At 61.8% G+C, this 23,907-nt stretch carries 24 protein-coding genes; 14 read left to right on the top strand and 10 right to left on the bottom strand.

Annotation, left to right across the window (positions count from 1 at the left end):
- Positions 1–24: 24 nt before the first annotated feature.
- From AC1DU8_RS10345 to mltG, 3 genes are all read right to left on the bottom strand, one after another.
- Entirely contained in the window at positions 25–1,143 is a 1,119-nt protein-coding gene (locus tag AC1DU8_RS10345; RefSeq protein WP_477726701.1) for a DNA polymerase III subunit delta', read from the bottom strand.
- Entirely contained in the window at positions 1,140–1,832 is a 693-nt protein-coding gene (gene tmk, locus AC1DU8_RS10340) for a dTMP kinase (RefSeq protein WP_477726700.1), read from the bottom strand. The genes AC1DU8_RS10345 and tmk overlap by 4 nt, the downstream gene beginning before the upstream one ends.
- 148 nt (positions 1,833–1,980) lie before the next feature.
- On the bottom strand, positions 1,981–2,988 hold the full coding sequence (gene mltG / locus AC1DU8_RS10335; RefSeq protein ID WP_457280892.1) for an endolytic transglycosylase MltG: 1,008 nt from the start codon (positions 2,986–2,988) through the stop codon (positions 1,981–1,983).
- 84 nt (positions 2,989–3,072) lie between these two features.
- Here mltG and ygfZ point away from each other — a divergent pair, with 84 nt between their 5' ends.
- Both ygfZ and AC1DU8_RS10325 read left to right on the top strand, forming a co-directional pair.
- Complete coding sequence (gene ygfZ, locus AC1DU8_RS10330; protein ID WP_477726699.1) at positions 3,073–4,023, top strand: CAF17-like 4Fe-4S cluster assembly/insertion protein YgfZ; 951 nt, start codon at positions 3,073–3,075, stop codon at positions 4,021–4,023.
- 30 nt (positions 4,024–4,053) lie between these two features.
- Positions 4,054–4,956: an NRDE family protein gene (locus AC1DU8_RS10325; protein WP_477726698.1), complete on the top strand. Its 903-nt coding sequence runs from the start codon at positions 4,054–4,056 to the stop codon at positions 4,954–4,956.
- On the opposite strand, the gene AC1DU8_RS10320 is transcribed toward AC1DU8_RS10325, so the two are convergent.
- The 4 genes from AC1DU8_RS10320 to AC1DU8_RS10305 form a co-directional block, all read right to left on the bottom strand.
- Entirely contained in the window at positions 4,938–7,172 is a 2,235-nt protein-coding gene (locus AC1DU8_RS10320) for an O-antigen ligase family protein (protein WP_477726697.1), read from the bottom strand. The genes AC1DU8_RS10325 and AC1DU8_RS10320 overlap by 19 nt on opposite strands.
- Before the next feature lie 71 nt (positions 7,173–7,243).
- The gene (locus AC1DU8_RS10315; RefSeq protein ID WP_457280888.1) at positions 7,244–8,101 is read right to left on the bottom strand and encodes a YbgC/FadM family acyl-CoA thioesterase; all 858 of its coding nucleotides are present in this window, start codon (positions 8,099–8,101) and stop codon (positions 7,244–7,246) included.
- The gene (locus AC1DU8_RS10310; RefSeq protein WP_457280887.1) at positions 8,098–9,066 is read right to left on the bottom strand and encodes an alpha/beta hydrolase; all 969 of its coding nucleotides are present in this window, start codon (positions 9,064–9,066) and stop codon (positions 8,098–8,100) included. Before AC1DU8_RS10310 ends, AC1DU8_RS10315 begins: the two co-directional genes overlap by 4 nt.
- Positions 9,067–9,933, bottom strand: coding sequence for a 2-keto-4-pentenoate hydratase (locus AC1DU8_RS10305; RefSeq protein ID WP_457280886.1), 867 nt, complete (start codon positions 9,931–9,933; stop codon positions 9,067–9,069).
- Between the two features lie 113 nt (positions 9,934–10,046).
- Here AC1DU8_RS10305 and AC1DU8_RS10300 point away from each other — a divergent pair, with 113 nt between their 5' ends.
- From AC1DU8_RS10300 to AC1DU8_RS10280, 5 genes are all read left to right on the top strand, one after another.
- Positions 10,047–11,183: an iron-containing alcohol dehydrogenase gene (locus AC1DU8_RS10300; protein WP_457280885.1), complete on the top strand. Its 1,137-nt coding sequence runs from the start codon at positions 10,047–10,049 to the stop codon at positions 11,181–11,183.
- Complete coding sequence (locus tag AC1DU8_RS10295; RefSeq protein WP_457280884.1) at positions 11,149–11,601, top strand: GtrA family protein; 453 nt, start codon at positions 11,149–11,151, stop codon at positions 11,599–11,601. Before AC1DU8_RS10300 ends, AC1DU8_RS10295 begins: the two co-directional genes overlap by 35 nt.
- On the top strand, positions 11,598–12,533 hold the full coding sequence (locus AC1DU8_RS10290; protein ID WP_457280883.1) for a glycosyltransferase family 2 protein: 936 nt from the start codon (positions 11,598–11,600) through the stop codon (positions 12,531–12,533). The genes AC1DU8_RS10295 and AC1DU8_RS10290 overlap by 4 nt, the downstream gene beginning before the upstream one ends.
- Entirely contained in the window at positions 12,508–14,199 is a 1,692-nt protein-coding gene (locus tag AC1DU8_RS10285; RefSeq protein WP_457280882.1) for a hypothetical protein, read from the top strand. Before AC1DU8_RS10290 ends, AC1DU8_RS10285 begins: the two co-directional genes overlap by 26 nt.
- Positions 14,200–14,662: 463 nt before the next feature.
- The gene (locus AC1DU8_RS10280) at positions 14,663–15,769 is read left to right on the top strand and encodes a porin (protein ID WP_457280881.1); all 1,107 of its coding nucleotides are present in this window, start codon (positions 14,663–14,665) and stop codon (positions 15,767–15,769) included.
- Positions 15,770–15,907: 138 nt separating this feature from the next.
- Here AC1DU8_RS10280 and AC1DU8_RS10275 read toward each other — a convergent pair whose 3' ends face one another.
- The 3 genes from AC1DU8_RS10275 to AC1DU8_RS10265 all read right to left on the bottom strand — a co-directional run bounded on the left by AC1DU8_RS10275 (position 15,908) and on the right by AC1DU8_RS10265 (position 19,755).
- Positions 15,908–17,005: a patatin-like phospholipase family protein gene (locus AC1DU8_RS10275; RefSeq protein ID WP_457280880.1), complete on the bottom strand. Its 1,098-nt coding sequence runs from the start codon at positions 17,003–17,005 to the stop codon at positions 15,908–15,910.
- 124 nt (positions 17,006–17,129) lie between these two features.
- Positions 17,130–19,493: a Tex family protein gene (locus tag AC1DU8_RS10270; RefSeq protein WP_477702042.1), complete on the bottom strand. Its 2,364-nt coding sequence runs from the start codon at positions 19,491–19,493 to the stop codon at positions 17,130–17,132.
- Entirely contained in the window at positions 19,456–19,755 is a 300-nt protein-coding gene (locus tag AC1DU8_RS10265) for a hypothetical protein (protein ID WP_457280878.1), read from the bottom strand. The genes AC1DU8_RS10270 and AC1DU8_RS10265 overlap by 38 nt, the downstream gene beginning before the upstream one ends.
- Between AC1DU8_RS10265 and AC1DU8_RS10260 the strand changes: the two genes are divergently transcribed.
- The 7 genes from AC1DU8_RS10260 to AC1DU8_RS10230 all read left to right on the top strand — a co-directional run bounded on the left by AC1DU8_RS10260 (position 19,721) and on the right by AC1DU8_RS10230 (position 23,779).
- Complete coding sequence (locus tag AC1DU8_RS10260) at positions 19,721–20,239, top strand: hypothetical protein (protein WP_457280877.1); 519 nt, start codon at positions 19,721–19,723, stop codon at positions 20,237–20,239. The genes AC1DU8_RS10265 and AC1DU8_RS10260 overlap by 35 nt on opposite strands.
- A 107-nt stretch (positions 20,240–20,346) precedes the next feature.
- Positions 20,347–21,120, top strand: a complete 774-nt coding sequence (locus AC1DU8_RS10255; protein ID WP_477666013.1) for a DUF1223 domain-containing protein — start codon at positions 20,347–20,349, stop codon at positions 21,118–21,120.
- 83 nt (positions 21,121–21,203) lie between these two features.
- Positions 21,204–21,734, top strand: coding sequence for a GNAT family N-acetyltransferase (locus AC1DU8_RS10250; protein ID WP_477666012.1), 531 nt, complete (start codon positions 21,204–21,206; stop codon positions 21,732–21,734).
- Between the two features lie 69 nt (positions 21,735–21,803).
- Complete coding sequence (locus AC1DU8_RS10245; RefSeq protein WP_457280874.1) at positions 21,804–22,154, top strand: GlpM family protein; 351 nt, start codon at positions 21,804–21,806, stop codon at positions 22,152–22,154.
- 11 nt (positions 22,155–22,165) lie between these two features.
- Entirely contained in the window at positions 22,166–22,678 is a 513-nt protein-coding gene (locus AC1DU8_RS10240; protein ID WP_477666011.1) for a hypothetical protein, read from the top strand.
- A 37-nt stretch (positions 22,679–22,715) separates the two neighbouring features.
- A complete protein-coding gene (locus tag AC1DU8_RS10235; RefSeq protein WP_457280872.1) occupies positions 22,716–23,201 on the top strand; it encodes a rod shape-determining protein in 486 nt (161 codons plus the stop codon).
- A complete protein-coding gene (locus AC1DU8_RS10230) occupies positions 23,198–23,779 on the top strand; it encodes an MOSC domain-containing protein (protein WP_477666010.1) in 582 nt (193 codons plus the stop codon). The genes AC1DU8_RS10235 and AC1DU8_RS10230 overlap by 4 nt, the downstream gene beginning before the upstream one ends.
- The last annotated feature ends 128 nt before the right edge of the window (positions 23,780–23,907 follow it).

Raw genomic sequence — 23,907 nt, 5'->3', positions numbered from 1 at the left:
CAGCATAAAAGAAACGGTTTGGGTTTATTTCGCATTCAGCGCTGTGCGGGCGCGGCTGACCAGCGATTCAAGCATCAGGCCCGGGTTGTAGGGGTGTTCCACCGTGCGGGCAATGGCCGCCAGCTCTTTGGACCAGCTTGCAAGGGCGTAAAGCCCGCCACCCGTCTTGCCGGCTGCAGCGGGAAGGGCTGCTGGAAGGTCGCCCGCGTGAAAAAACCGCGGCGCCGCACCCATGCGCACAGCCAGTACATCGTGGCAAAGCTTTTGCAATGCATCCACAGCCTGCGCTGGCGCCCAGTCCGACAGCGCGCTCACGTCGCCGCGCGCCATGGCTTTGGGCAGGGCCTGCCAATGTTGGGCAGCTTCCGCGGGCGGGTTGTTCTGCGCCCAGCTCAGCGCGTCGGCGGGTCGTCCGCCCGCGGCCACCAGCAAGGTTTGCAATTCGGCGGCTTTTGGCGCTGCCACGGCTTTTTTGGTGCTACCGGCGCTGTCACCTGCCAGCGTGATTTCCTGCTGGAGCCAGCCCAGAGCCTGGTCAAAGTCCGGCCAGACCATGGTGTGGCCCAGGCACCGGCTCCGGATGGTGGGCAGCAACTGGTGCGCGGCCTCGGTGGCCAGGATGAACTTGACGGCGCCTGGAGGCTCTTCCAGTGTCTTTAGCAGGGTATTGGCCGTGACGTTGTTCATGCGCTCGGCCGGGAACACCAGCACCACCTTGGTGGTGCCGCGTGACCGTGTGAACTGGGTGAAAGACACGGCTTCGCGCGCCGCATCGACCTTGATTTCCTTGCTGGGCTTGCGTTTCTTGCTGTCCAGGTCGTCCTGCGTCTTTTCGTCGAGCGGCCAGCCGAGCGCCAGCGACAGGGTTTCGGGCATCAGCATGCAAAGGTCCGCATGCGTGTGTACATCTACCGCGTGGCAACTGCCGCAGTGCCCGCAGGCCCCCTGCGGCGTGGCTTCTTCGCAAAGCCAGGCCCGCGCCAGTGCCAGCGCCAGTTCAAACTGCCCCAAACCCGAAGGTCCGCTCAGGAGCCACGCATGGCCGCGCTGGGCCAGCAGGCTTTCAAGTTGCGCCTGGAGCCACGGCGCCAGGCGCGGGTTGCTGGATCCGGCTGTCGCCGGCAAAGTATCCAGAGCGCTCATGACAACCAGCCTTTGGCAATAAACACCTGCTTCACGGCCTGCCAGACTTCATCGCGGCTTTTTGATGCGTCAATGCGGGCGAAACGTTCCGGATGATTTTTCTGCCGGTCCGCGTAGCCTTGCGCCACGCGGCGGAAAAATGCCACCGGCTGCGCCTCGAATTTGTCGGGCAGTCGCGCGCCCGTCAGCCGCCGGGCCGCTTCTTCAGGCGCCAGGTCAAACCACACCGTCAAATGCGGCTCGATCACGGTTTCCACCTCGGGCTTCATGGGAGAGTTGCCGGCGGGGTCGCCCAGCAGCCCTTCGTCGGATTGCACCCAACGCTCCAGCGTTGAGAGCAGCTTCAGGTCAAAACCGCGCCCTGCACCCTGGTAGGCAAAGGTGGCGTCGGTGAAACGGTCGCACAGCACCACGTCACCGCGCAGCAGCGCCGGTGCAATCACATTCACCAGGTGGTCGCGCCGCGCGGCAAAAATCAGCAAGGCTTCGGTCAGCGGATCCATGGTGTCATTGAGAACCATGGCGCGCAGTTTTTCGGCCAGCGGCGTACCCCCGGGTTCTCGTGTCAGCGTCACCGCCCTGCCCTCGGCCTTGAAGGCTTCAGCCAGCCCGGCAATGTGCGTGGACTTGCCGGCACCGTCTATGCCTTCGAAGCTGATGAAAAGGCCGCTCAGAGGTCTATTACTCATGATGTCATTCGCGTAACGCCAAGCCGCCAACTGAGCGAAAGTGACACGCAAGCCAGGGCCGCGGAACCGGCTTTGCCGGGCCGCAGGCGCAGCGCCCCCTCGGGGGGCAGCGCAGTACGCGAAGCGACAAGCGTGGGGGCCATAGTTATTACTGGCCTCTTATATATTTGTTCACCGCACGGTTGTGCTCATCCAGGCTGCTGCTGAAATGGCTGGTGCCGTCGCCGCGCGCCACAAAATAAATGGCCTTGGTCGGTGCCGGCTGCACGGCGGCCAGCAAGGCAGCTTTGCCCGGCATGGCGATGGGGGTGGGCGGCAGACCGGCGCGGGTGTAGGTGTTGTAGGGCGTGTCAGTCAGCAGGTCGCGTTTTCGCAGGTTGCCGTCGAACTTGTCGCCGAGCCCGTAAATCACGGTGGGGTCGGTCTGCAGCAGCATGCCCAGGCGTAGCCGGTTGGTGAAAACGCCGCCGATCTGGGAGCGGTCCGACGGCTTGCCGGTTTCCTTTTCGACGATGCTGGCCAGGATCAGGGCCTCGTCAGGGGTTTTCAGCGGTGTGTCGGGGTTTCGCAGCGCCCAGGCAGCGTCCAGCCGCTTGTCCATGGCCCGTGACGCGCGCTTGAGCACGGCCAGGTCGCTGGAACCCTTGGCGTAGGTGTAGGTGTCGGGGAAAAAACGGCCCTCGGGGTGCACACCCGGCCTTCCCAGCTTTTGCATGATGACTTCGGGCGCCAGGCCAAGCGTGTCGGGCGCAAGCTGCTCTGCTTTTTGTAGCGCAGCGCGCACCTGGTTGAAGGTCCAGCCTTCCACCAGCGTGACGCTTTTGAGGGCTTGATCGCCGCGCACCAGCATGGCGAGCAGCTTTTGCGGCGTGGTGCCGGGCACCAGCTCGTAGCTGCCGGCCTTGATGAGCCGGGCCTGGCCCGAAAAGCGAAACCAGGCATGGAGCAACAGGGCCGGGACATCGGCGCCGCTGGCCACGATGACCTCGGCCACGCCGCTGGCGGGCGTGCCGGGCTCGATTTCAAGGTCTACGACCTGGCTGCCGGGGGCCAGCCGGAGGGGAATCGGCTCGTGCAGCCACCACAAACCCGCGCCAAACAACAGCAGGGTGCCGGCAAATACCAGTATCAACAGACTTGTAAAGACACGACGCACAACCCAGCTACCTTTTCTGTACAGAACACAAAACCTCGAGCCTATGATAATTCAGCCCATCTCCTCATCGAATGTGAACGCCCCATGACCCTGCCTCCTGCCGCTCACCTGATTTCCGGCATCACCGAACTTGCGCACCTGGGTGTCATCCGTGCCTCCGGTGAAGATGCCGTCACGTTTTTGCAGGGCCAGCTGACCCAGGACGTGGCCCAGATGGGGGCCGGCGAAGCGCGCCTGGCGGCTTTCTGCAATGCCAAGGGCCGAATGCAGGCCAGTTTTGTGGTGTTCAAGCGCAGCAGCGATGCCGGCCAGGACGTGCTGCTGCTGTGCAGCCGCGACATCCTGCCCGCCACACTCAAGCGCCTGTCGATGTTTGTGCTGCGTGCCAAGGCCAGACTGACCGATGCCAGCGCCGAATTTGCGCTCTACGGCGTCACCGGAGCTGCTATGGATTCGATAGCTGGTGGCGCTCGTCCTGTATGGTCAAAAGCCGATTTTGGTGATGCAAATATGGTGTTTTTGCAGCCCGGCGCGGGCCAGCCGCGTGCGATCTGGTGCGCACCTGCCGCTTCACCCGCTCCCGAAGGCCCACGCATCGACAGCGCCTTGTGGCATTGGCTGGACGTGCAGTCCGGTATCGCGATGATCACGCAGCCCATCTTTGAGGCCTTTGTGCCGCAAATGCTGAATTACGAATCCGTCGGAGGGGTGAACTTCAAAAAGGGTTGCTACCCGGGCCAGGAAATCGTTGCGCGCAGCCAGTTCCGCGGCACGCTCAAACGGCGCGCATACCTTGTCCATACCGCCGGAACACCAACCGTGGGCCAGGAGGTGTTTCACGCCTCGGACGCAGGACAGCCTTGCGGGCTGGTCGCCGCGGCAGCTGCCAATCCTGCTGGCGGCTTTGACGCCATCGTATCGATGCAAACCTCTGCCGCCGCCGATGCCGGAGATGGCCGGTTGACACTGGGAAGCGCCACGGGCGAGTCCCTGAGCCTGCTTCCCCTGCCCTACGCGCTGCTCGAAGACATCTGATGCGCGGCACTGGGGCGTGGGGCTCATGACATGTGCCTGATCGCGTTTGCCATTGGCGTGTCGGAGCGTTGGCCGCTCCTGATTGCGGCCAACCGCGATGAATTCCTGGACCGGCCGACGCTGCCGCTGGCCCGCTGGCAAACCGCTTCGGGGCAAGAAGTCCTCTCAGGCCGCGACTTGCGTGCCGGCGGCACCTGGATGGGCATGACTCCGGGCGGCAGGATCGCTTTTCTCACCAATGTGCGCGGAGCCCGTGCGGATGCCGGAGCTCGCTCACGGGGGGAACTGGTAACACGTTGGCTGGAAAGCCGCGATGATGCGGCAGGTTTTGCTTCAGCCCTCGAAGAAGAAGGCGCGGACTACGCAGGCTTTAACCTGGTGGTTGGCGATTTTCAGCGGAACGTCTGGGCCTGGGTGACGAACAAGCCGGCCGTGGTGTCTGGCGCTTCAAGCCTGCATCTTCAGGCTCTGCCACCAGGTCTCTATGGGTTGTCCAATGCGGCACTGGATACGCCGTGGCCCAAAACCCTGGAACTCAAACGCTCCCTCCACGCCGCGCTGATGGCGAGCTCAGGCCTGGAAGCAACGGAGCTTCAGGCATCGCTGTGGTCAGCTCTGGGTAATCGCCAGCGCGCGCCGCGCGAAGACCTTCCAGCCACCGGTGTGCCGTTGGCGCTGGAAGAAGCTCTGTCCAGTGCCTTTGTGGATTTTCCGGACCACGCGTACGGCACACGGAGCAGCACCGTGCTGCTGGCAGCAGCAGATCCAGCCGATCTGTCAACGCGATGGGATGTCCAGGTCGAGGAGCATACGTACGTGAGCCCGTCAGCTGAAGAGTCCAGCCATCACCATCAGCCGGCGTATCCCGTTTCGCACCGGTTCACTGTTCAATGGCAGAAAGCCGCACCCGCTTCTCAGAGCCTGGACCGGTAGTCGGGGGGAATACGCTGACGCGTGGCTTCCTTGTCTTTTTCGGGTGATGCGGCCATGGCCGCCTTGTAGAACATCAACGCCTTCGCGTCATCTTTTTTCCGGATGGCATAGAGGTAGCCCAGTTTGACCAGCCCGTCGACCTGCTGGTCAGGAAAGCTTTTGTTACGCAGTTCCATGCTCTGGATGGCCAGATCCAAGTCGCCGTTTTTCACACCCAGTACCCACCCGGCATCCAGGAGGTCATAGTCATAAATACCTTCTGCCAGGTATTGTTTGGCCAGCTTTTGGGCCTCTGCCGTTCTCCCCGACCGGCTCAGCAGGACGACTTCCAGCGATCGGACTGAAGCCGCTTTCGGCTGGAGGTTCTTGCTGCGCTCCAGGTATTCGAAAGCCTTGTCCATGGCTCCCATCTGGGCATACCCACGGGCAATATTCGTCAGCAGGGCCACCACGTACGGACGCGAAGACACCACAGACTCCCAGATCCAGACGGCGTTTGGCCAGTCGCCCCAGCGCGCCAATTCGTCAGCCACCATCGGCGTCAGCTTGCGGTAGTGGGGATTGATGCGGGTGCCTTCTTTGACCAGCTCCAATATTTCCAGCTTGTTGGCGTTCCAGCGCGGGTTGTTGACATCCCCGGACTGCGTGATGGTTAGTGCCAGTCTGACGGACCTGACGATCCTGCTTTCCGCCATGGCGGCCTGTTGCGATATATAGATCGCCAGCGCGAGGCAAAACATTAAAGTGATGCCCAGCAACTTCGAGTACACAGGCTTCCAGGAAAGTTGTTGGGCGGCAAACTTGCCTTGAACGCCCAGGCGGGCGTCGGAAGCGGTCAGGAACCCCAGCGCCAGTGCAAAGATTGCGTCGGTAGTGGCCATGCGCCAGGGAAAACCGATATTGCTGACGATCAAAAGCGCCAGCAAGCTGGACAGGACAAGCGCACGTTCCGGGGCCTCTTGCAACCACCCGAATCCCCGGTTTCTGAGCGTTTTCCACGCGGCGATGCTGAGATAGCCAAGAAGGGCCAGCAGGAACATCCAGCCCACCAGGCCGTATTCGGCCAGCAACTGAAGGATCTCGTTGTGGACGTAATAGTCGGTTTCAAGTTGCGTGCCATCGACCTGGTACAGCGGAACATCCACTTCCCAGGCGCCGGCGCCAACGCCTCTTAGCGGATGAGCCTGGATGATCCGCGATGTCGCTTTCCACATCACAAAGCGCACGCCCAAGGAATTGTCATCGACGGAAATTGTTGCCGTACGCTTGAAGGCCCGCTCGAAAGCCGTGTTGCCCCGGGCCTCTGCTGTCAGTTTCGGATTACCGGTCTGGATCAAACCCAAAGCGAGGACGGTGGCCGCCAGAAGCCCGCATGCCAACAATTTCTGGCCGAGGTGCCACGAAGAAATCGCCAGTTGCCGGCGGTAGCGCATGGCGATGAGCGGCAGTACGAAGATCAGCAGCAGCCATAACGCCATCAAGGCCCCACGCGTCCCTGTCATCATGAGCGCCACGACGACAAAGCCGTTGGTCAAGGACAGCAGGGATATTTGCAGCGAGTTCCGTGCCCGCATCAATAGATAGAAGGAGAAAGGAATGGTGCAGACCGCAAATTCGGCAAAAAAGTTGCGGTTGACAAAAGTGGACGCTGGATTCGGGCCTTGCGGAAAATAAGTGAAATCAAACCAGAACTGAAGTGCGGTCCAGAGCGAAGCCACGAGGGCGCCCGCATGAATCCCCAGGGCCAAATGAGGCAACCGGTCCCTTGACAGGGTATTGAGCCCCAGCCACAGCAGCAGGCTGAAGACGAACCACCGGATGGCCTCCACGCCACCGAGATAGGCGTGTGACCACAGCATGCTTGCCAGGGCGTAAAACATGAGCGACAGGGGTAACCACATGAGGGCATGCCAACGCAGGGGCTCCTGCCGGTGGCGCTGCTGCCAGAAGAAAATCAGGCCGGCACTGATCGCCGAAAACGACACCATCATGGATTTCAGCGTGTCCTGCAGCATTTCTTCATGAGGCACGCCAATTGCCGGCGTCACAAACATCATGAAAGCAAGAAGCACGGTGATCCAGCCGCCCTGCGCCACCTCTGCAGGCAGGGCCGCCATGGAGTCCGCGCCGGGTGAGTCAGCAGGGTCCAGCTTGGCTACCGTACCTGCGACGGTGGGATGCCCCTGCGCATCGGGGCCGGTTTTTTTGGGGGTCATGAGATCGATCAGCTTTCTGAGTGTTTGAAACAGGCCGCACGCACAGGCGACGGCATGCACCAACAACGCCGTTACGGTGCCCGGACCATCTCAACATGGGAGATGCCGGCTTCTTCGAAAGGCTCACCCCGGGCCTCAAAGCCAAGGCGCCGGTAAAAGCCCTCCGCACTGCGCTGCGCATGCAGCATGACCTCGTGGTCTCCGCGATCCCGGGCGGCGTCCATCAACGCGTTCAAAAGATTTTGGCCAAGGTGAGCTCCGCGCAGCGCCTTGTGCACCGCCATGCGCCCGATCTTCGCCGTGCCATCGGCTTGCCGCACCAGCCGCCCGGTCGCAATGCCCTCTCCCAACCCGTTATAGGCAACGGCGTGCACGGCCGGGTTGTCCGCTTCGTCGCACGCCATCTCCATCGGAATGCCCTGCTCCTGCACAAACACGGCCGTGCGGACCCTGGCCGCGTCGGCGCCCAGGGTGGCCCAATCACCCGTCCTGATGTTCACCATGGCCTCACCGGCCTCAAAGCCCACGAGCAGATTGCGCAGCGCATCCGGCACGGGCCGGGACGTCTGGGTCAGGGGATCGGCAAACACATAGATGAGTTCGCAGGTAATGAGCAGTTCATCGGCCCTGAACACCGCACCTATGAATGTCATGGACGAATTGCCGATGCGTGCGCACTTGAGCGCAACATCGAGCCGGTCATCAAAGCGTGCCGAGCCGTGGTATTCCAGTGTGGCCTTTTTCACGTACAGGTCACCGCCCATCTTGTGCATGGTTTCCTCGTACGGCAGTGCCAGCGCGCGCCAGTAGTCGGTGATGGCAGTGTCGAAGTACATCAGGTAATGCGCGTTGAACACGATTTTTTGCATGTCCACTTCGGCCCAGCGAACCCGCAGCGGGTGAAAAAATCGGAATTCCTGTCGTTTCATGGTTTATTGTCCGAAAGATTGAATGCCAGGCGCAGCGCCCGAGCCGCGTCCGCATGGGCTTGCCGCGCTTCGGGAATGATGCGCCCCATCTTGATGAACTCGTGCGTGACCCCGCGGTAGATTTCCAGGTCGACCGGCACGCCGGCCGCGCGCAGCTTGTCGGCATACATCACCCCTTCGTCGATCAGGGGATCGCACTCTGCCAACCCCAGCCAGGCAGGGGCCACATCGTCCACATCCGGCGCATTGAGCGGCGCGAAGCGCCAGTCCTCGCGGTCGGCAGGGCTTCGCACATAGTGGTTGAAAAACCAGGTGATATCAGCTTCCTCGAGCACAAAACCACCGGCAAAAAGCCGGTGCGACGGTGTGTCCTGGCGGGCGGCGCAACCGGGGTAAAACAGCAGCTGCAGCGCCAGCGGCAAACCGGCATCGCGGGCCAGGATGGCGCACATGGTTGCCAACGTGCCGCCCGCGCTGTCGCCGCCGACCGCCACACGGGTTTCGTCAAGACCGAGGCTGGTTGACCGTACCGTCAGCCACTGCAGGGCATCCCAGGCATCATGGGCAGCTACAGGAAATTTGTACTCCGGTGCCAGCCGGTAGTCCACGGAAATCACCGCGCAACCTGACAGGTGGCTGAGCTGCCGGCACAGCACGTCATGCGTTGCCACACTTCCGATGGTGAAGCCGCCGCCATGAAAGTAAAGCAGCACCGGCAGGCGGTCAGTTGAGGAGGCGTAGAGGCGCGCAGGCAGGCTGTAGCCATCCCTGGCGGGAATGAGCAGGTCTTCGACTCGCGTCAAGGCCGGCTTGGGAATTTCCAGCACGCCGGCACCTGCCTCGTATGCCGCTTTGGCCCCTGCGGGGGTGAGCGTATGAAACGGTGGGCGCCTGGCCCGTGCCATGCGGCTGAGTACATTCCGCATCGCGGGAGTCAGCAAGTCTTCAGGGGAGGTGCGGCGCATTTATTTGAATGTTACCGACACAGGCTGCGCTCCGGCCAGTCCCTGGTAAGTCGCTGTGGCGGTCAACCCTGCCTTGGGGGGTAGCAGGGGTGAAAACGAGCCCAGGCTGATCAAATCGCCTGGCTTCATGGCAAGACCTTCCTTGGCCAGGGCGCCGGCTAACCAGACGACTGCGTTGAGGGGATGACCGAGGATGTCGCTGCCCTTGCCTCTTCCCAGTTCTGCACCGCTGCCGTCTGCAAGCACGACGGTCATGTTTTCCAGCATGCCCAGCATGGCGTAGCGCTCTGCCCTCGTCACGGGCACGGCCAAGGGCGTACCGGCCACACCGAACCGGGCACCGACATTGATGGCACTGACCGCCGGGCCATTGAGCCGGGGTGGCGCCTGCACGACCAGGTCGGGCAATTCGATGAAGGGAATGATCTGGTCAACGGCTTCAAGCACGTCCAGGGATGTCCGGGCCTGGTTGATGGCTGCACTTTTGACACGCACCAGCATGTCGGCCTCAAAAAGCGGACGCGCGCCAAAGGCCGCATCGACCACGAACCCGCCGGGCAGCACCATGCCCTCATACAGCTTGCCCCACACGGGTTGGTCGTAGTTGAAGCGTTTTTGTACCGCCGGGTTGGTAAGGCCTGCCTTGTAGCCGACCACTTTGCCGTGGCGTTTTTCCAGCAGCGCATTGAGTTTGGCGCGGGTACAAGCGCCATCGGCTTCGTTGAGACCTTCCGGGTTTGCCGCAGGCTGTCTGGCGGCGATCTTTTCGGCCAGGTCGCCGACTTGCGCGTCGCTCAGACATTCGGCCCTGGCCTGAAGAGCCGCTATCGCCAAGGTGACCAGCATCAGGGTTTGCTTGCAATTCATGGGCATCTCCAGCTATTAAAGTAAGGGCAAGCCGATTGGGGCAACCGATTGGGGCAAGATGGGCGGCACGGGAAAACCGCCCAGCATCGTACAACGCGAAAGACAGCAAAACCATGGCCTTTATCTATTACGTCACCCAGATCCAGTTTGAATTCGGCGCGATCAAATTGCTCAAGCAGGAATGTGAGCGTGTCGGCATCACCCGTCCGCTCATCGTCACCGACCCCGGTGTCAAGGCTGCAGGTATTTTGCAAAAAGCGATTGACGCGCTGCCCGGTGTGCAGGTGACGGTGTTTGACCAAACCCCTTCGAATCCCACCGAGGCAGCCGTTCGCGCAGCCGCCGCGCTGTACAAGTCCGCCGGCTGCGACGGCCTGATCGCGGTCGGTGGTGGCTCAGCCATTGATTGCGCCAAAGGCGTGGCGATTGCCGCAACCCATGAAGGCCCGCTCACGACCTACGCCACCATTGAAGGCGGTTCACTGAAAATCACGGACCGCGCGGCCCCGCTGATTGCCGTACCCACCACCAGCGGCACCGGCAGCGAAGTCGCCCGCGGGGCCATCATTATTGTGGATGACCACCGCAAGCTTGGGTTTCATTCCTGGCATCTGGTGCCGAAAACGGCGATTTGCGATCCGGAGCTCACATTGGGCCTGCCGGCCAAACTGACAGCGGCCACCGGCATGGACGCGATTGCGCATTGCATGGAGACCTTCATGTCAGCCGCCTTCAACCCGCCGGCCGACGGCATCGCGCTGGACGGCCTGGAACGCGGCTGGGCCCATATCGAACGGGCCACGCGCGATGGCAGTGACCGGGACGCCCGCTTCAACCTGATGAGCGCCTCCATGCAAGGGGCCATGGCGTTCCAGAAAGGACTGGGCTGCGTGCATTCGCTGAGCCACAGCCTGGGCGGAGTCGACCCGCGCCTGCACCACGGCACGCTGAATGCCATGTTTCTGCCTGTGGTCGTCGACTTCAATGCGGCCGCCGAATCCGTGCAGAAGGACCGGCGCCTCGACCGCATGGCGCGTGCCATGGGCTTTGCTTCGGGCACCGACATTCCGGATGCCATCCGCGAGATGAACGCACGGCTGGGGTTGCCTGACGGCCTCGCAGCAATGGGCGTGCAGCCGCAAAGTTTCGGCAGGATCATCGACGGCGCGCTGGCTGACCATTGCCATAAGACCAATCCACGCATCGCCGACATGAATGATTACCGCCTCATGCTCGAAAAATCGATGTAGCGCAGGGTTGGGGGGAAAATACGTTCTGCCCAGCTTCCAAGGTTTGCTTGAATTGCCAATTTCAAAATTTCTGCGTTTTTTGACAGTCGGCCTGCTCAATACCGGTTTCGGTTACGGACTGTTCGCAATTCTGAGCTTGCTTGGCATGCCATATCCCGTAGCGATCGGACTGGCGACCGTTGCCGGGATCGCGTTTAACTTTCAGACCACCGGTCGACTCGTATTCGACGGCGCACCCCGCAGCAGGCTCATGCGTTTTGTCGCGGTTTATGTCCTGATTTACGGGCTTAATGTGGGCGGGGTTGCACTTTTGCTGGCGGCAGGTCTCAATCTTTATGCCGCCAACGCGATAGTCCTGCTCCCGCTTGCATTGATCGCCTATAAGATGCAACAGAAATTCGTCTTCGCCATGCCATGAAAAAAATCACAGTAGTCACCCCTTGCTATAACGAAGAGGACAACGTCGAAGAGGTCTATGCGCAAACTCGCGCGGTGTTTGGTGAAATCGAGGGCGTCAGTTACGAACACCTGTTTATCGATAACTGTTCGACTGATCGTACCGAAGCGCTGCTACGCAAACTGGCAGCCGCCGACCCGAAGGTCAAGGTCATCCTGAACGCGCGCAATTTCGGCCATATCCGCTCACCCTACTATGGACTGCTGCAGGCGACTGGCGACGCTGCGATCCTGCTGGTGGCAGACCTGCAAGATCCGCCGGCACTTATGAAAGATTTTGTCGCGCACTGGCTTGACGGCGAAAAAATCGTTGTCGGCGTGAAACCAAGCTCCGAAGAGTCCTCGCTGATGTTCTCGCTGCGCCGCCTTTATTACCGTACCGTCACAAAGATCGCCGACGTCAAGCTGATCCAGAATTTCACGGGCTTCGGCCTGTACGACCACAAGGTACTGGAGGTCCTGCGACGCATCGACGATCCATATCCTTATTTGCGCGGCCTTGTTTCCGAGGTTGGTTACGAGGCGGTGCAAATCCCCTATAACCAGCCGCGGCGCCTGCGGGGCATTACCAAAAACAACTTCTATACGCTCTACGATATTGCGATGCTCGGCATCACCTCTCACTCGCGCGTGCCGTTACGGCTCGCAACGATGATCGGTTTTGCTCTGTCGGGCTTGAGCTTGCTGGTCTCCCTCGTCTATCTGTTACTCAAACTGCTGTTCTGGAACCAGTTTTCGATGGGCACGGCACCGGTACTGATAGGCGTGTTCTTTTTCGCATCGGTACAGCTGTTTTTTATAGGCCTGCTCGGAGAATATGTCGGCGCGATCCTGACCCATGTCATGAAACGTCCGCTCGTCGTCGAACGTGAACGCATTAATTTCGATGATTAAGGCGGCCGAGGCTGGCCGCGCCGGACCGACAACCCCATTCGGTAGCGTAATTTTCTGGACCGTGTTCGCGCTGCTGCTCGGACCTGCACCAATCTGGCTGTCGTCGACTGAAATGTGGGATGGTGTCATCGGCGCCCACGCTCTGGCCAATCACGACTGGGCCACGCTCAGAAGCTGGCTGCTCGACAGCAACTGGTACCTGACCTACGGCCTCTTTTACCTCGCCGATGCGCTTCAGCCATTGCTGCCACCCTGGATATTTTTCAAGCTCTGGATCATCTTGATGGCGCTCGGTATCGCCTGGGAAGTACGCCGCCTTGGGGAGGACGTCTTTAACATTGAACCGGCGGTTGCCGCATGGTTGCCTGCCGTCGTATTGAGCTTCCCGCTCTGGTATGTTTTCTTCAGCTACACGCCAATGCTCGGCCATATCACCTGCGTGTTTCTGGCATTGGCGGGCTACCGTTTGTTCCACGCGCCCGGACGCATGCAAGCCAGTCTCGGGCTGCTGCTGGTGCTGCTGTCGTTCCAGCTCGCATCGAACTGTGCTTTTTTGATCGCGCTGGAATCCGGTCGCTGGCTGTTTGCCCGTGACAGATCCCGCTGGAACTATGTCCGCTCGGTGATTCTGGTGTTCGCTGCGATTGCCGCGTTTGCCGCTACGCGGGTGATCTGGCGGCCAGTCGGCGCGTACATCGCTTACAACCAGTTTCTCGATCCCCTCGCATTGAGCAGCATGCTGAGTTACCTCAAATATCTGGCACTGTTCGCAACCTGGTTCCTGCTGCTACTGCCTTTGTTGCCCGGCCTCGTGGCGAGCTGGCATCGCCGGGCTGCCGGCGAGAAGTCGTTCGGTACCGCGCTGCGAGCCGGTTGGCGGCCGATGGCGCTACTGGGATTGCTCGCGCTGGCGGCCATGGCCCCCTATGTGGTGGTCGGGCTCGGCTCCCCGTTGTTTGTCGTTCATTTGCCGTCGCCGACTTCCGTCTCCGCGGTGCTCGCGACGGCCTCAAGCCAGGCGCCGTTGAGCTTTTGGTACGGCGAATGGGGTGCGCGGCATCTATTGCTACCGATGGTTGTCATTGCGCTGTTTGCGGGCTGCTGCGTCGCACTGGTCCAACGCGCGACGGTGCGGGGTGCGACACTGCGCGGCGCCCTGGTACTGATGATCGCAGTGAACCTCCTGATCGGCATGGCTGGCCACTGGAAAAAACTTGAACGAATCGCGCAGGAGCACGGCATCGTCAAAGCGTTGGCGGCGCGGCCGGCGCCGCCCGGCGGTGAGGTTGACCTGATTGTCGATGCGCATGCCGGTTACCTCGGCCGGGTCTATGAGGCGAACGACCTGCTGTTGCGAGCCTACGGCGAAACACGCTGGTCGGCACACCTGCTGCCCGAGGTTCCGGCCATACAAGCCTGGAGCGAAAAAACACGCCGCGAGCTGGCCGAACAAGCGCCAGCCTCGCGAGCCGCAAGCGACCGGCTCAATCTCATGGTCGGCTACGACTGGAATCGGCATTGCCGCAGCACGGTGCGGCTTCAGTTGGCGGATCTTGGTGTCTGGGATGTGTTGTGGCGAGCCGAACACCAGCGTGCGACATTGCCGGCAGCGACCGTCAGAGCCGTGTCGAGCGACTGCCCGGACGCCGGCTCCGCCTGGCGCTGAGCTCCCGCTGGGGGTGCGCCAGGTCGCACCCGCCCACCATGTCTCTATCTGCCACATCGGACCCATCCGATGTATGCGCCACCCCATCAGTTCAGAAGCATCGCGAAGTGCGGGCAATGATGAGGTCCCACCGCTCTCGTAGCGCCGGGAATGCGGTGGACGCCGGGCTGAAGTTGCCTTCGCGCAGCATCACTCGCAATTCGGGCCAGATCAGTAGCTAGCAGCCAGGCTGCGTTCTGGCCGAAGAATCAGTCGCAAAATCATTTAATTACTTTTTATAACCATAAATGTCATTGTTGACAAGAGACTATTTACTTATTTTTTATAACTAAAACCCCATTAACCTCATGCAGTGATTAGCGATTTCACGCGGTGTTTGCTGTCCGCAAACAACAGTGCATGGGACCTGTAGGGCTGCGTCGAATCGATAAGCACGCTTATATCAACAACATTAGGAGACCTGATGAAGACCAAACTATTTGCACTTTCCGTGCTGTCCGCTGCCAGTTGCGCCGCTCAGGCCCAAAGCTCCGTCACGCTGTATGGCGTGGTTGATACCTATTTGGAAGTCGCGTCTGCCGGCAACGGCAATGTGACACGCGTCTCCAGCGGGGGTGCCATGGGTTCACGTTTCGGGTTTCGCGGTACGGAAGACCTCGGCGGCGGCCTGAAGGCGAATTTCGTGCTGGAGGCCGGCTTTTTAACAGACACAGGCACTGGCACAGGTACTGCGACCATCCCCACCAGCACTGTGCCGACTGGGGCTAGTTACATGTTTCAGCGCCTGGCGACCGTGGGCTTGAGTGGTGACTTCGGCGCCGTCAACATCGGCCGCCAGTACACGCCGCATTTTGGAACCATGGCGGCTTTTGACCCTGCCGGATTCACGATGTCCGGCGCCCTGAACTATTACGCGGGGCCGGGCGTAGGCATCAACGGTGGCTCGCTCTCTGACGCCACCACCCGCCGGGACAACTCCATCCAGTACACAACGCCGACCTGGAGCGGTTTCAAGGCCAATGTGTTTTATGCTTTCGGCGAATCGACCGGCGCGGGCGGCCAACCCAAGTCCACCGGCAACGTGCTCAACATCGCAGCCGGCTACAGCAGCAGCACGCTTGCGGCGCAAGTCAGCTACCTGACGGAAAAAACCATCTACATAGTCGGCAATACCGATAAATACACTGACGTCGCCGTCTCCTACGATTTCGGGTTCATCAAGCCGTCTGCCATCTTTGTACGTCGTCGCGGCGACACGACTGGTGCGCCCGCGCTCGACGCTTACCAGATCGGCGCCTCGGCACCTGTCGGCGTAGGCAAGCTGATCGCCACCTACGGCCAGCTCAAAAACAAGACCACGGCGAATTCGGATTCCAAGGCCATAGGTCTGCGCTACGACTATCCGCTGTCCAAGCGAACCACGATCTACGGCGGCGCGACCAGGATCAGCAACCAGGCCAACGCAGGCTACACCATCAGCGGCGGCGGTGGCAGTTCGGCTGGCCTGGCGCTCTCGGCGGTCGGCCAAAGCCCGAAGTCGCTGTACGCGGGTATTGCACACGTGTTTTGAGGCTTCCGCTCCAGGCTGAGGTGCCTGGCAGCGATCTGGAATCGCCGTATGACGTGCCACGTCATGCGGCTTTTTTATGAGCGCCTCGCCGGGGGAACACCGCATCCAGGCGCGCATTCCGGCCGGTTCATGGCCGGTTCATAAATGATGAACCAGCTTCATGTCCGGATGTTCCAGCCACCGGGCATATTCCTCCGCAAGCTGCCCGGCTTTCGATGTGGCCTGCGACCATGCGCGTATGCGTGCCTGGATATCGGGGCCGTAGCGCATGAAGTCTGCGCGGTCCGGAAGCTTGCCGCCGGGCAAGGTTTTGATCCACTCCGGGTTGGGGGCGAGCAACACCATGTTGTCCAGAAAATGTGTGGCTCCGTGCCGCCACTTCAGGCCCTTGTCGAGCCAGCCAGGCACCACGGCCCTCTGGAAATGCGGGTACAGCACCAATCCCGGCGATGACCCCGCCTCCCCTGCCGTGCCCCCGCGGTGATAGTTCAGGTGCAGGTGGTAGTCGGTGATGCCGCCGTCCCAGTAGGCGCCGGGCGGCGCGCCGGGGATGTTGTGCACGGAGCGCAGCACAAAAGGGATGGAGCAGCTGGCCTGAAGTGCCGGCTGAAAATTGGCTTCGTCCATCGGCACCTGGCGGGTCCGGTAGTCGGCAGTTGAAAACGGCAGGGAGGCGTTCTGCGTGGAAAACACGACGCGCTCCAGCCATGCGCCCATGGCCTTGCGGTGCAGGCTGTTGGTGAGGAACGCGCCAAAGTAGCCCAGCGGCGTGGCCACCTTGTGCTCACGGCCCAGCATGTGGCGGCCACGCGAGGTGACGATGTGCAGCCGATAGCGGGGATGGCCAATCACTTCCTTCACCCTGCCCCCGTAGAAAACCTTCAGGCTCTGGCCGAACTGCTCACTGACGGCGTCGGCGGTCGGGCGCTTCTGCCCGGGCTTGAGTTCGTAATGCTGGTGGATGTAATCGGTTTCGAGGCGCTGGAATGCGGCCTCAGGGTTGTCCAGGCAGGCCGTGGCCATGCGCCATGCGCCTATGGACGCGCCGACCAGGTCCACCGGATGGCTGCTTTGCGCCAGCCAGTCACCAAAGATAAAGCGGTCCAGTGCGCCAAGGATCAAGCCCTTGGGCCCGCCCGCCGCCCCGGGTACGACGGCAATGTCTGCTGGCCTGAGGCCGTTTTGCTCGATATGCCGGCGTGCCTTGGGACCGGCGTAAATGCGGAGGGCTTGCATGGGGGTAGATGGTTGCTATTATTTTGATAGCTGGTTGCGCCCGCCAGTCAAGCGCCAGGGCCTGATTTAACCTTAAAAACGGGTCAATTCATGTCTTTCTGGCGACCTGGCGGCGTGCGCATTGTTATTTCTTCAGTGCCGCCAGCTTGCTGAAGGCCGACTCCATGGCGGTCGCGGCGGCCGGTTGTGGCGCGCCTGGGCGGCTTCCATAGTTGCCGCCGCGGTTTTGCCCGCCCGGCGGGCGCGCGCTTTCAAAGCGGTTGTCACGCGGGCCGTCGCGGCGGGCCGGTGCGGCGTCGAGTTTCATGGTGAGGCCAATGCGCTTGCGCGCCACATCGACCTCGGTCACGCGTACTTTGACGATGTCGCCGGTTTTTACGACCTCACGCGCGTCGTTCACGAACTTGTTGGAAAGCTGGCTCACGTGGACCAGGCCGTCCTGGTGTACACCGATGTCAATGAAGGCGCCGAAGGCGGCCACGTTGCTGACCGTACCTTCCAGCGTCATGCCTTCCTTCAAATCCTTGATGTCTTCCACGCCGTCGTTGAAGCGGGCCACCTTGAAGTCGGGGCGCGGGTCGCGGCCGGGTTTTTCCAGTTCGGCAATGATGTCCTTGACGGTGATCACGCCGAACTGTTCATTCGCAAACAGCTCGGGCTTCAGGGTCTTGAGCATCTCGGCCCGGCCCATCAGCTCGGCCACCGGCTTGCCGGTGTGGGCCATGATCTTTTCAACCACCGGGTAGGTTTCGGGGTGCACCCCTGTCATGTCCAGCGGGTTGCTGCTGCTGCGCAGGCGCAGGAAACCCGCGCTCTGCTCAAAAGTCTTGGCGCCCAGGCCGGTCACCTTGAGCAAGTCGGCGCGCGAGGCGAAGGCACCGTTGGCATCACGCCAGCGCACGACCGACTTGGCCACCGTTTGCGACAGGCCCGACACGCGCGCCAGCAGCGGCACGCTGGCGGTGTTCAGGTCCACGCCCACGCTGTTCACGCAGTCTTCGACCACGGTGTCGAGGCTGCGCGCCAGGTCGCTCTGGTTCACGTCGTGCTGGTACTGGCCAACGCCGATCGATTTCGGGTCGATCTTGACCAGCTCGGCCAACGGGTCTTGCAGGCGTCGCGCAATACTGGCCGCGCCGCGCAGGCTCACATCCACGTCGGGCATTTCCTGGCTGGCGAATTCACTGGCGGAGTAGATGGAGGCACCCGCCTCACTGACCACGACTTTTTCAATGGCCTGTTCCACCTTGGCCATTCCCTTGATCAGGTCGGCGGCGAGTTTGTCGGTTTCGCGGCTGGCGGTGCCGTTGCCGATGGCGATCAGGTTGACGCCATGCTTTTCGCAGAGCCTGGCCAGCGTGTGCAGGGAGCCATCCCAGTCCTTGCGCGGTTCATGCGGATAGACGGTAGAGGTCTCCACCAGCTTGCCGGTGGCATCGACCACGGCCACCTTCACGCCGGTGCGAATACCCGGGTCCAGGCCCATCACCACACGCGGGCCGGCGGGCGCTGCCAGCAGCAGGTCGCGCAGGTTGTCGGCAAAGACCTTGATGGCGACCTTCTCGGCCTCTTCGCGCAAACGGGTAAAGAGGTCGCGCTCGAGCGAGAGGCTGAGCTTGACGCGCCAGGTCCAGGCCACGGCCTTGCGGATCAAATCATCCGCTGGTCGCGCCTTGTGGCTCCAGCCCAGGTGCAGCGCGATCTTGCCTTCGGCAATGCTGGGCTTGCCGGGCTCGGCCTGCTCAGGCAGTACCAGCTTGGCATCCAGGATCTCAAGCCCGCGGCCGCGAAAGACTGCCAGCGCACGGTGCGAAGGCACGCGGCCAATCGGCTCGCCGTAGTCGAAGTAGTCTCGGAATTTGCTGTTGTCGGCGTTGTTCTCGTCTTTGCCGGTCACCAGCTTGGAGCTGAACAGCCCCTCGCTCCAGAGCCAGTTGCGCAGCGACTGCACCAGGCCGGCATCTTCGGCCCAGCGTTCGCTGAGGATGTCGCGCACGCCGTCGAGCACGGCTTGCACGGTGGTGAAGTCGTCACCGCTTTCGTTCTTTTCGGCCTTCACAAAGGCCGCGGCTTCGTCGGCAGGTACCAGCGACGGGTCGGCAAACAGCTTGTCGGCCAGCGGCTCGATGCCGGCTTCACGCGCAATCTGACCCTTGGTGCGGCGCCTGGGCTTGAAGGGCAGGTAAAGATCTTCGAGGTCCTGCTTGGTGGCGGCAAACTCTATGGCTGCACGCAACTCGGGCGTGAGCTTGCCCTGCTCTTCAATGCTTTTGAGCACGGCTTCGCGTCGCTCTTCCAGCTCGCGCAGGTACCCCAGCCGGTATTCCAGCTCGCGCAACTGGATGTCGTCCAGCCCGCCGGTGGCTTCCTTGCGGTAGCGCGCGATGAAGGGAACCGTGGCGCCGCCGTCAAGCAGCTCGACGGCTGCCTTGATCTGGTGTTCCTGGACTTTAATTTCTGCCGCGATCTGGCGGATGATTTTCTGCATATTGAAAGAGATGTTCGAAAAAGCTCGGAAAAAGAAGCAAAAGAAGGTCGATAAAGGGGCAAATGCCCGCCCGGCGATGCAGCCTGCCCTGGCAGAGAGCCGTTATCGGTGCGCCGAGTACAAACTGACGCCAAGGGTCGGCATTGTCCCACAGCACCAGCGCTGTTTTGCTTCTGATAATGGCCCTTGGCTTAAAGCAATTTCTTACATTTTCAGGGGAGACACACATGCGGACTCGCACGATTTTTTTGGTGGTGGCCATGCTGCTGCTGGCGGGCTTTGTGGCCCTCAATGTCGATGAATTCAGCCGTGTGAGCATGCTCAGCCTGGGCTTTACCACCGTGGAGGTGTCGCTGGGCTTCGTGATGCTGCTCTTGCTGGTGGTTGCCACGGTGGTGTTTCTGGCCTCCACGCTCTACATGCAAAGCACCAACTTGCTGGAAACCCGGCGCTACGCACGCGAGCTGAACACGCAGCGTGAGCTGGCTGACAAGGCCGAGGCCTCGCGTTTTACCGAACTGCGGAGCTACCTGGAGGTGCAGGCCCTGGCCGCACAGCACCGGGAAGCCGCCGCCGCCACTGTGCTGGCCGAACGCTTCTCGCAGCAGCAACAGGCATTGCTGGCGCGGCTGGAGCAGTCGGACAACACCATGGCCGCCCACATGGGCCAGCTCCAGGACAGGCTTGAGCGGCATGGCGGCATTCCGCACCTGGAAAAAGACTCGGAGACCATGCCGCTGGTTTAAGTGCCTGAATACCGGTTGTGCCGCGTCTTTGTTAACCAAGCCCGGCAGGTGTAAGAACCGGCGAAGTCCATCGACCAATGGGGGTCTGCAAATCCACGGAGACCCTCATGCTGCACACCGCGCCCCCACGGCCTTCCCGCCGCAACACCCCGCTGATCATCGCAATCGTCCTGATGGCATCGACGTCCAGCGCGTTGTCCGCACAAAACGCTTGTGCCATCAGCTCAGGGCCGACCATCACGCCGGTTGTTGAGCTGTATACCTCTGAGGGCTGCAGCTCCTGCCCGCCCGCTGACAAATGGGCATCGTCGCTGAAAGGCAGTGGGGCCGTGGTGCAAGCCTTTCATGTCGGCTACTGGGACTACATCGGCTGGGTTGACCGTTTTGCCGCGCCCGCCTACACCAGCCGGCAACGCGAAATAGCGTCCAGGAGCAATCTGCGCAGCATCTATACACCGCAGGCCGTACTCAACGGCAAAGACTGGCCTCGCTGGGGTGGCAGGCCTGCCGACAGCAAGGAACCCGCGCGCGCCAGCATCGTACTCAGGCAACTCGGGCCGGGCCAGTTTGAAGCCAGTGTCACCCCGGTGCCCGCACCGCAGGTGTCACCGTCCTGGTCAGCCTACTGGACCGTCACCGAGCATGGGCACAATTCCAGGGTGAAAGCCGGCGAAAACGCCGGCGAAGTTCTCCAACACGACTTCGTGGTGCGCCAGTACACCCAGGCAGGGGAATACAAAAGCAGTGGAACCGGGCCGCAAAAACTGGCCTTTCGCAGCATAGCCGCGACCCAGGGCCATGAGCGCCAGGTGAATCTCGTGGTGTTCGACCCTCAAACCGGCAAGACCCTGCAGGCCGTCAGCCTTCAATGTGCCGCGTAAAGCACGGCCACTGAAGGACTACCGCCTGGCGCACCGTATAGGCGGGGCAACGCGAGGCCTCGGGCTTGCCGCACAATGGCGCCATGGATTCCCCGCAATCACCGCCCTGCGCTCCTTCGCTGGCCTTGCGGCCGCCCGGGGCCGCCGACTATGCGGCGCTGGCCACCTGGGTCCAGGACGCCAGCACCTGTCTGCGCTGGGCCGGCCCCAAGCTGAAGTTTCCGTTTGAGCCCGAGCGACTCCCGGTACTGCTGGCTGAACCCGGCGCCTTCAGCTTTGTCATAAGCCGGGGGCCGGCAGAGGCGCTGGGCTTTGGGCAGTTCTGGGTGCGTGAGGCAGGTGTTGCCCATCTGGCCCGCATCATCCTGGCGCCCCACGCGCGCGGCCAGGGCCTGGGTTCAATGTTGTGCAGGCTGCTAATGGCCCAGGCGGCTCGTAACACCGGTGCCACAGCTTTCACACTACGCGTGTACCGTGACAACCACCCTGCGCTGACCGTCTACGAAGGCCTCGGCTTTGCAGTGGTGCCTGAGCTTTCGAACGACAGCATTTTTTCCATGCGCAGGGAAGCGCTGAACGGCATGCAGGCGATACAGGCCGAGGGGCGTCCATAGTGCCCTTCGATAAACTGTGGGTCCGTGCTGTTGCGGCCACGTCCCTGCATTCTTTTTTCTTTTCGATCGATGCTTTCACTTTTTCTTAAATGCCTGCTGGGTGCGCTTGCCGTGCTGGTTATTGCCCTTCTTTCCCGGTCGCGCAGCTTTTTCATCGCCGGGCTGGTGCCGCTGTTTCCCACCTTTGCATTGATTGCGCACTACATCGTGGGCAGCGAACGCTCCGCGGCTGACCTTCGTACCACGGCACTGTTTGGCCTGTGGTCGCTCATCCCCTATGCGGTTTATCTGCTGGTGGTGTATTGGCTCAGCGTGCGCGCGACACTGCCCGTCACGCTCGCCTGCGCCACACTGGCCTGGGTGCTTGCAGCGGGTGTGCTGCTGCTCGGCTGGAGCCGTGCCTACCCTTCGGCGCTTTAAGGAAAACAGATATGGGCAAATTCAAAAAAGTGCTGCGGGTCGTTTTGCTTGCGCCTGTCGCGCTGTTTTTGCTGTTTGAAGAATGGGGCTGGGAGCCGCTGGCCGCCGGCTTTGCAGCACTGGGGCGCCTGCCCTGGTGGGGGCGGCTGGAGCGCTGGATCATCCGCTTGCCGCCCTGGGCTGCCCTGCTCGCCTTCAGCGTGCCGGTGCTGGCGCTGATACCGGTGAAGCTGCTGGCGCTTTACCTGTTCGGCCTGGGGCATGTGACTGTCGGCCTGGCGCTGATACTGGCGGCCAAACTCACCGGAACCGCGCTGGCCGCACGCCTCTTTCAGCTGACCCAGCCTGCACTCATGCAAATGCCGTGGTTCGCGCGGCTCTACACCCCCTGGAAAGCCTGGAAGGACAAAATCATGGCCCAGGCCAGGGCGTCGTTGCCATGGCGCATGGCCCGTCGTTTCAAGATGCGGGTCAAGCTGGCAGCTGCGCGGCTCCTGGCCGCGCTGAAAGCCGTATTGTCATGAGCACCAGGCTCACTGAATTCAACCGCCGCCCTTGACCATGTTCGACTTCATCAAGCCACCTTTGTACATTCGCCTGTCGCCTTACCGGCTGACGGTGCGCAATGTGAAAACGGGCGCTTTCATTTCCGAAGTGCCCGAAATTGCGATTTCCCGCAGCCCCAAGCCCAAAGTGCTGGGTGCGGGCAATGACGCTGCCCTGCATAAATCGAGCAAGTCGGCACAGGTCATCAATCCTTTCAGCCACCCGCGCTCCATGGTGTCCGACTTCACCCACGGTGAGCAGGTACTGAAGGCATTCGTCCGGAAACTTCAGGCCAGCCACGTGCTGGCTCCCGCGCCCCGCATGGTGTTCCATCCTCTAGGGGAGCCCGCGGGTGGTTTCACCCAGGTGGAAATACGGGCCCTCCATGAGATGGCCCTGGGGGCCGGCGCTTCAGAAGTCACCATGTGGCAGGGCCCGGAATTGACAGACGAGCAGGTGCTGTCGCGCAGCTACCCTTCCGCGGGACAGGTACTGGAATGACAGCCACCGCCGGCACGGGCATCAGTGACCTGCGCACGCTCACCCGGCAATTCCCCCACCAAGGGCGGCTTGAGCAGATTTTGCTGAGGCCCGCCCGCCGCAGCCCGGTGCTCCGCGTGGCAACTGTGACGGCGCTGGCCGGCCGTGGGCTGGAAGGCGACCGGAGCGCTGCGGCGCCCGCCATTCGCCCGGAAAGCAGCAAGCGCCAGGTCACCCTGATCCAGGCCGAGCACCTGCCTGTGCTGGCGGCGCTGATGCGGCTTGGCACGGTGGATACCGCGAGCCTTAGGCGCAACCTGGTGGTGTCGGGCCTGAACCTGCTGGCTGCGAAATCGCTCTTCAGGGACCAACCCATGGCGCTGCGCATCGGCGATGTGGTGCTGGAAATCACCGGCCCGTGCGAACCCTGTTCGCGCATGGAGGAAGTGCTGGGCCCGGGCGGCTACAACGCCATGCGCGGCCACGGCGGGCTGACGGCGCGTGTGTTGCAGGGCGGTTTACTGCGCGTGGGGGATGCTGTTGCCTGTGAACCCGCCGAACCCGATCAGGAGCCCCAGACCCAGCCGCTATTGATTTAATAGCTGCTTGCGCACGTCCAGTAAGGTCTGCGGGCATTTTTGGCATTATTCGAGGCCTCGAATCCCGCCGCCCAACCGCGCACCAGCACGGGTATTTCGCTTCCCTCATACTTGCTCCTCATCCACTT

The sequence above is a fragment of the Polaromonas sp. P3_A5 genome (assembly GCF_056403055.1).
The sequence above is the reverse complement of the archived record's forward strand: the minus strand, read 5'-3'. Positions and strand labels throughout refer to the sequence as shown.

What these genes read in the sequence shown, in the direction of transcription:
- AC1DU8_RS10325 (WP_477726698.1), top strand. Translation starts at nt 4,054, where the DNA reads ATGTGCCTGATCGCGTTTGCCATTGGCGTGTCGGAGCGTTGGCCGCTC.
- AC1DU8_RS10300 (WP_457280885.1), top strand. Translation starts at nt 10,047, where the DNA reads ATGGCCTTTATCTATTACGTCACCCAGATCCAGTTTGAATTCGGCGCG.
- AC1DU8_RS10250 (WP_477666012.1), top strand. Translation starts at nt 21,204, where the DNA reads ATGGATTCCCCGCAATCACCGCCCTGCGCTCCTTCGCTGGCCTTGCGG.
- AC1DU8_RS10320 (WP_477726697.1), bottom strand. Translation starts at nt 7,172, where the DNA reads ATGACCCCCAAAAAAACCGGCCCCGATGCGCAGGGGCATCCCACCGTC.
- AC1DU8_RS10310 (WP_457280887.1), bottom strand. Translation starts at nt 9,066, where the DNA reads ATGCGCCGCACCTCCCCTGAAGACTTGCTGACTCCCGCGATGCGGAAT.
- AC1DU8_RS10270 (WP_477702042.1), bottom strand. Translation starts at nt 19,493, where the DNA reads ATGCAGAAAATCATCCGCCAGATCGCGGCAGAAATTAAAGTCCAGGAA.
- ygfZ (WP_477726699.1), top strand. Translation starts at nt 3,073, where the DNA reads ATGACCCTGCCTCCTGCCGCTCACCTGATTTCCGGCATCACCGAACTT.
- AC1DU8_RS10255 (WP_477666013.1), top strand. Translation starts at nt 20,347, where the DNA reads ATGCTGCACACCGCGCCCCCACGGCCTTCCCGCCGCAACACCCCGCTG.
- AC1DU8_RS10295 (WP_457280884.1), top strand. Translation starts at nt 11,149, where the DNA reads ATGATTACCGCCTCATGCTCGAAAAATCGATGTAGCGCAGGGTTGGGG.
- AC1DU8_RS10235 (WP_457280872.1), top strand. Translation starts at nt 22,716, where the DNA reads ATGTTCGACTTCATCAAGCCACCTTTGTACATTCGCCTGTCGCCTTAC.
- AC1DU8_RS10245 (WP_457280874.1), top strand. Translation starts at nt 21,804, where the DNA reads ATGCTTTCACTTTTTCTTAAATGCCTGCTGGGTGCGCTTGCCGTGCTG.
- AC1DU8_RS10315 (WP_457280888.1), bottom strand. Translation starts at nt 8,101, where the DNA reads ATGAAACGACAGGAATTCCGATTTTTTCACCCGCTGCGGGTTCGCTGG.
- tmk (WP_477726700.1), bottom strand. Translation starts at nt 1,832, where the DNA reads ATGAGTAATAGACCTCTGAGCGGCCTTTTCATCAGCTTCGAAGGCATA.
- AC1DU8_RS10265 (WP_457280878.1), bottom strand. Translation starts at nt 19,755, where the DNA reads ATGGCCACCACCAAAAAAATCGTGCGAGTCCGCATGTGTGTCTCCCCT.
- AC1DU8_RS10275 (WP_457280880.1), bottom strand. Translation starts at nt 17,005, where the DNA reads ATGCAAGCCCTCCGCATTTACGCCGGTCCCAAGGCACGCCGGCATATC.
- AC1DU8_RS10280 (WP_457280881.1), top strand. Translation starts at nt 14,663, where the DNA reads ATGAAGACCAAACTATTTGCACTTTCCGTGCTGTCCGCTGCCAGTTGC.
- AC1DU8_RS10345 (WP_477726701.1), bottom strand. Translation starts at nt 1,143, where the DNA reads ATGAGCGCTCTGGATACTTTGCCGGCGACAGCCGGATCCAGCAACCCG.
- AC1DU8_RS10260 (WP_457280877.1), top strand. Translation starts at nt 19,721, where the DNA reads ATGCGGACTCGCACGATTTTTTTGGTGGTGGCCATGCTGCTGCTGGCG.
- AC1DU8_RS10230 (WP_477666010.1), top strand. Translation starts at nt 23,198, where the DNA reads ATGACAGCCACCGCCGGCACGGGCATCAGTGACCTGCGCACGCTCACC.
- AC1DU8_RS10305 (WP_457280886.1), bottom strand. Translation starts at nt 9,933, where the DNA reads ATGAATTGCAAGCAAACCCTGATGCTGGTCACCTTGGCGATAGCGGCT.
- AC1DU8_RS10240 (WP_477666011.1), top strand. Translation starts at nt 22,166, where the DNA reads ATGGGCAAATTCAAAAAAGTGCTGCGGGTCGTTTTGCTTGCGCCTGTC.
- AC1DU8_RS10290 (WP_457280883.1), top strand. Translation starts at nt 11,598, where the DNA reads ATGAAAAAAATCACAGTAGTCACCCCTTGCTATAACGAAGAGGACAAC.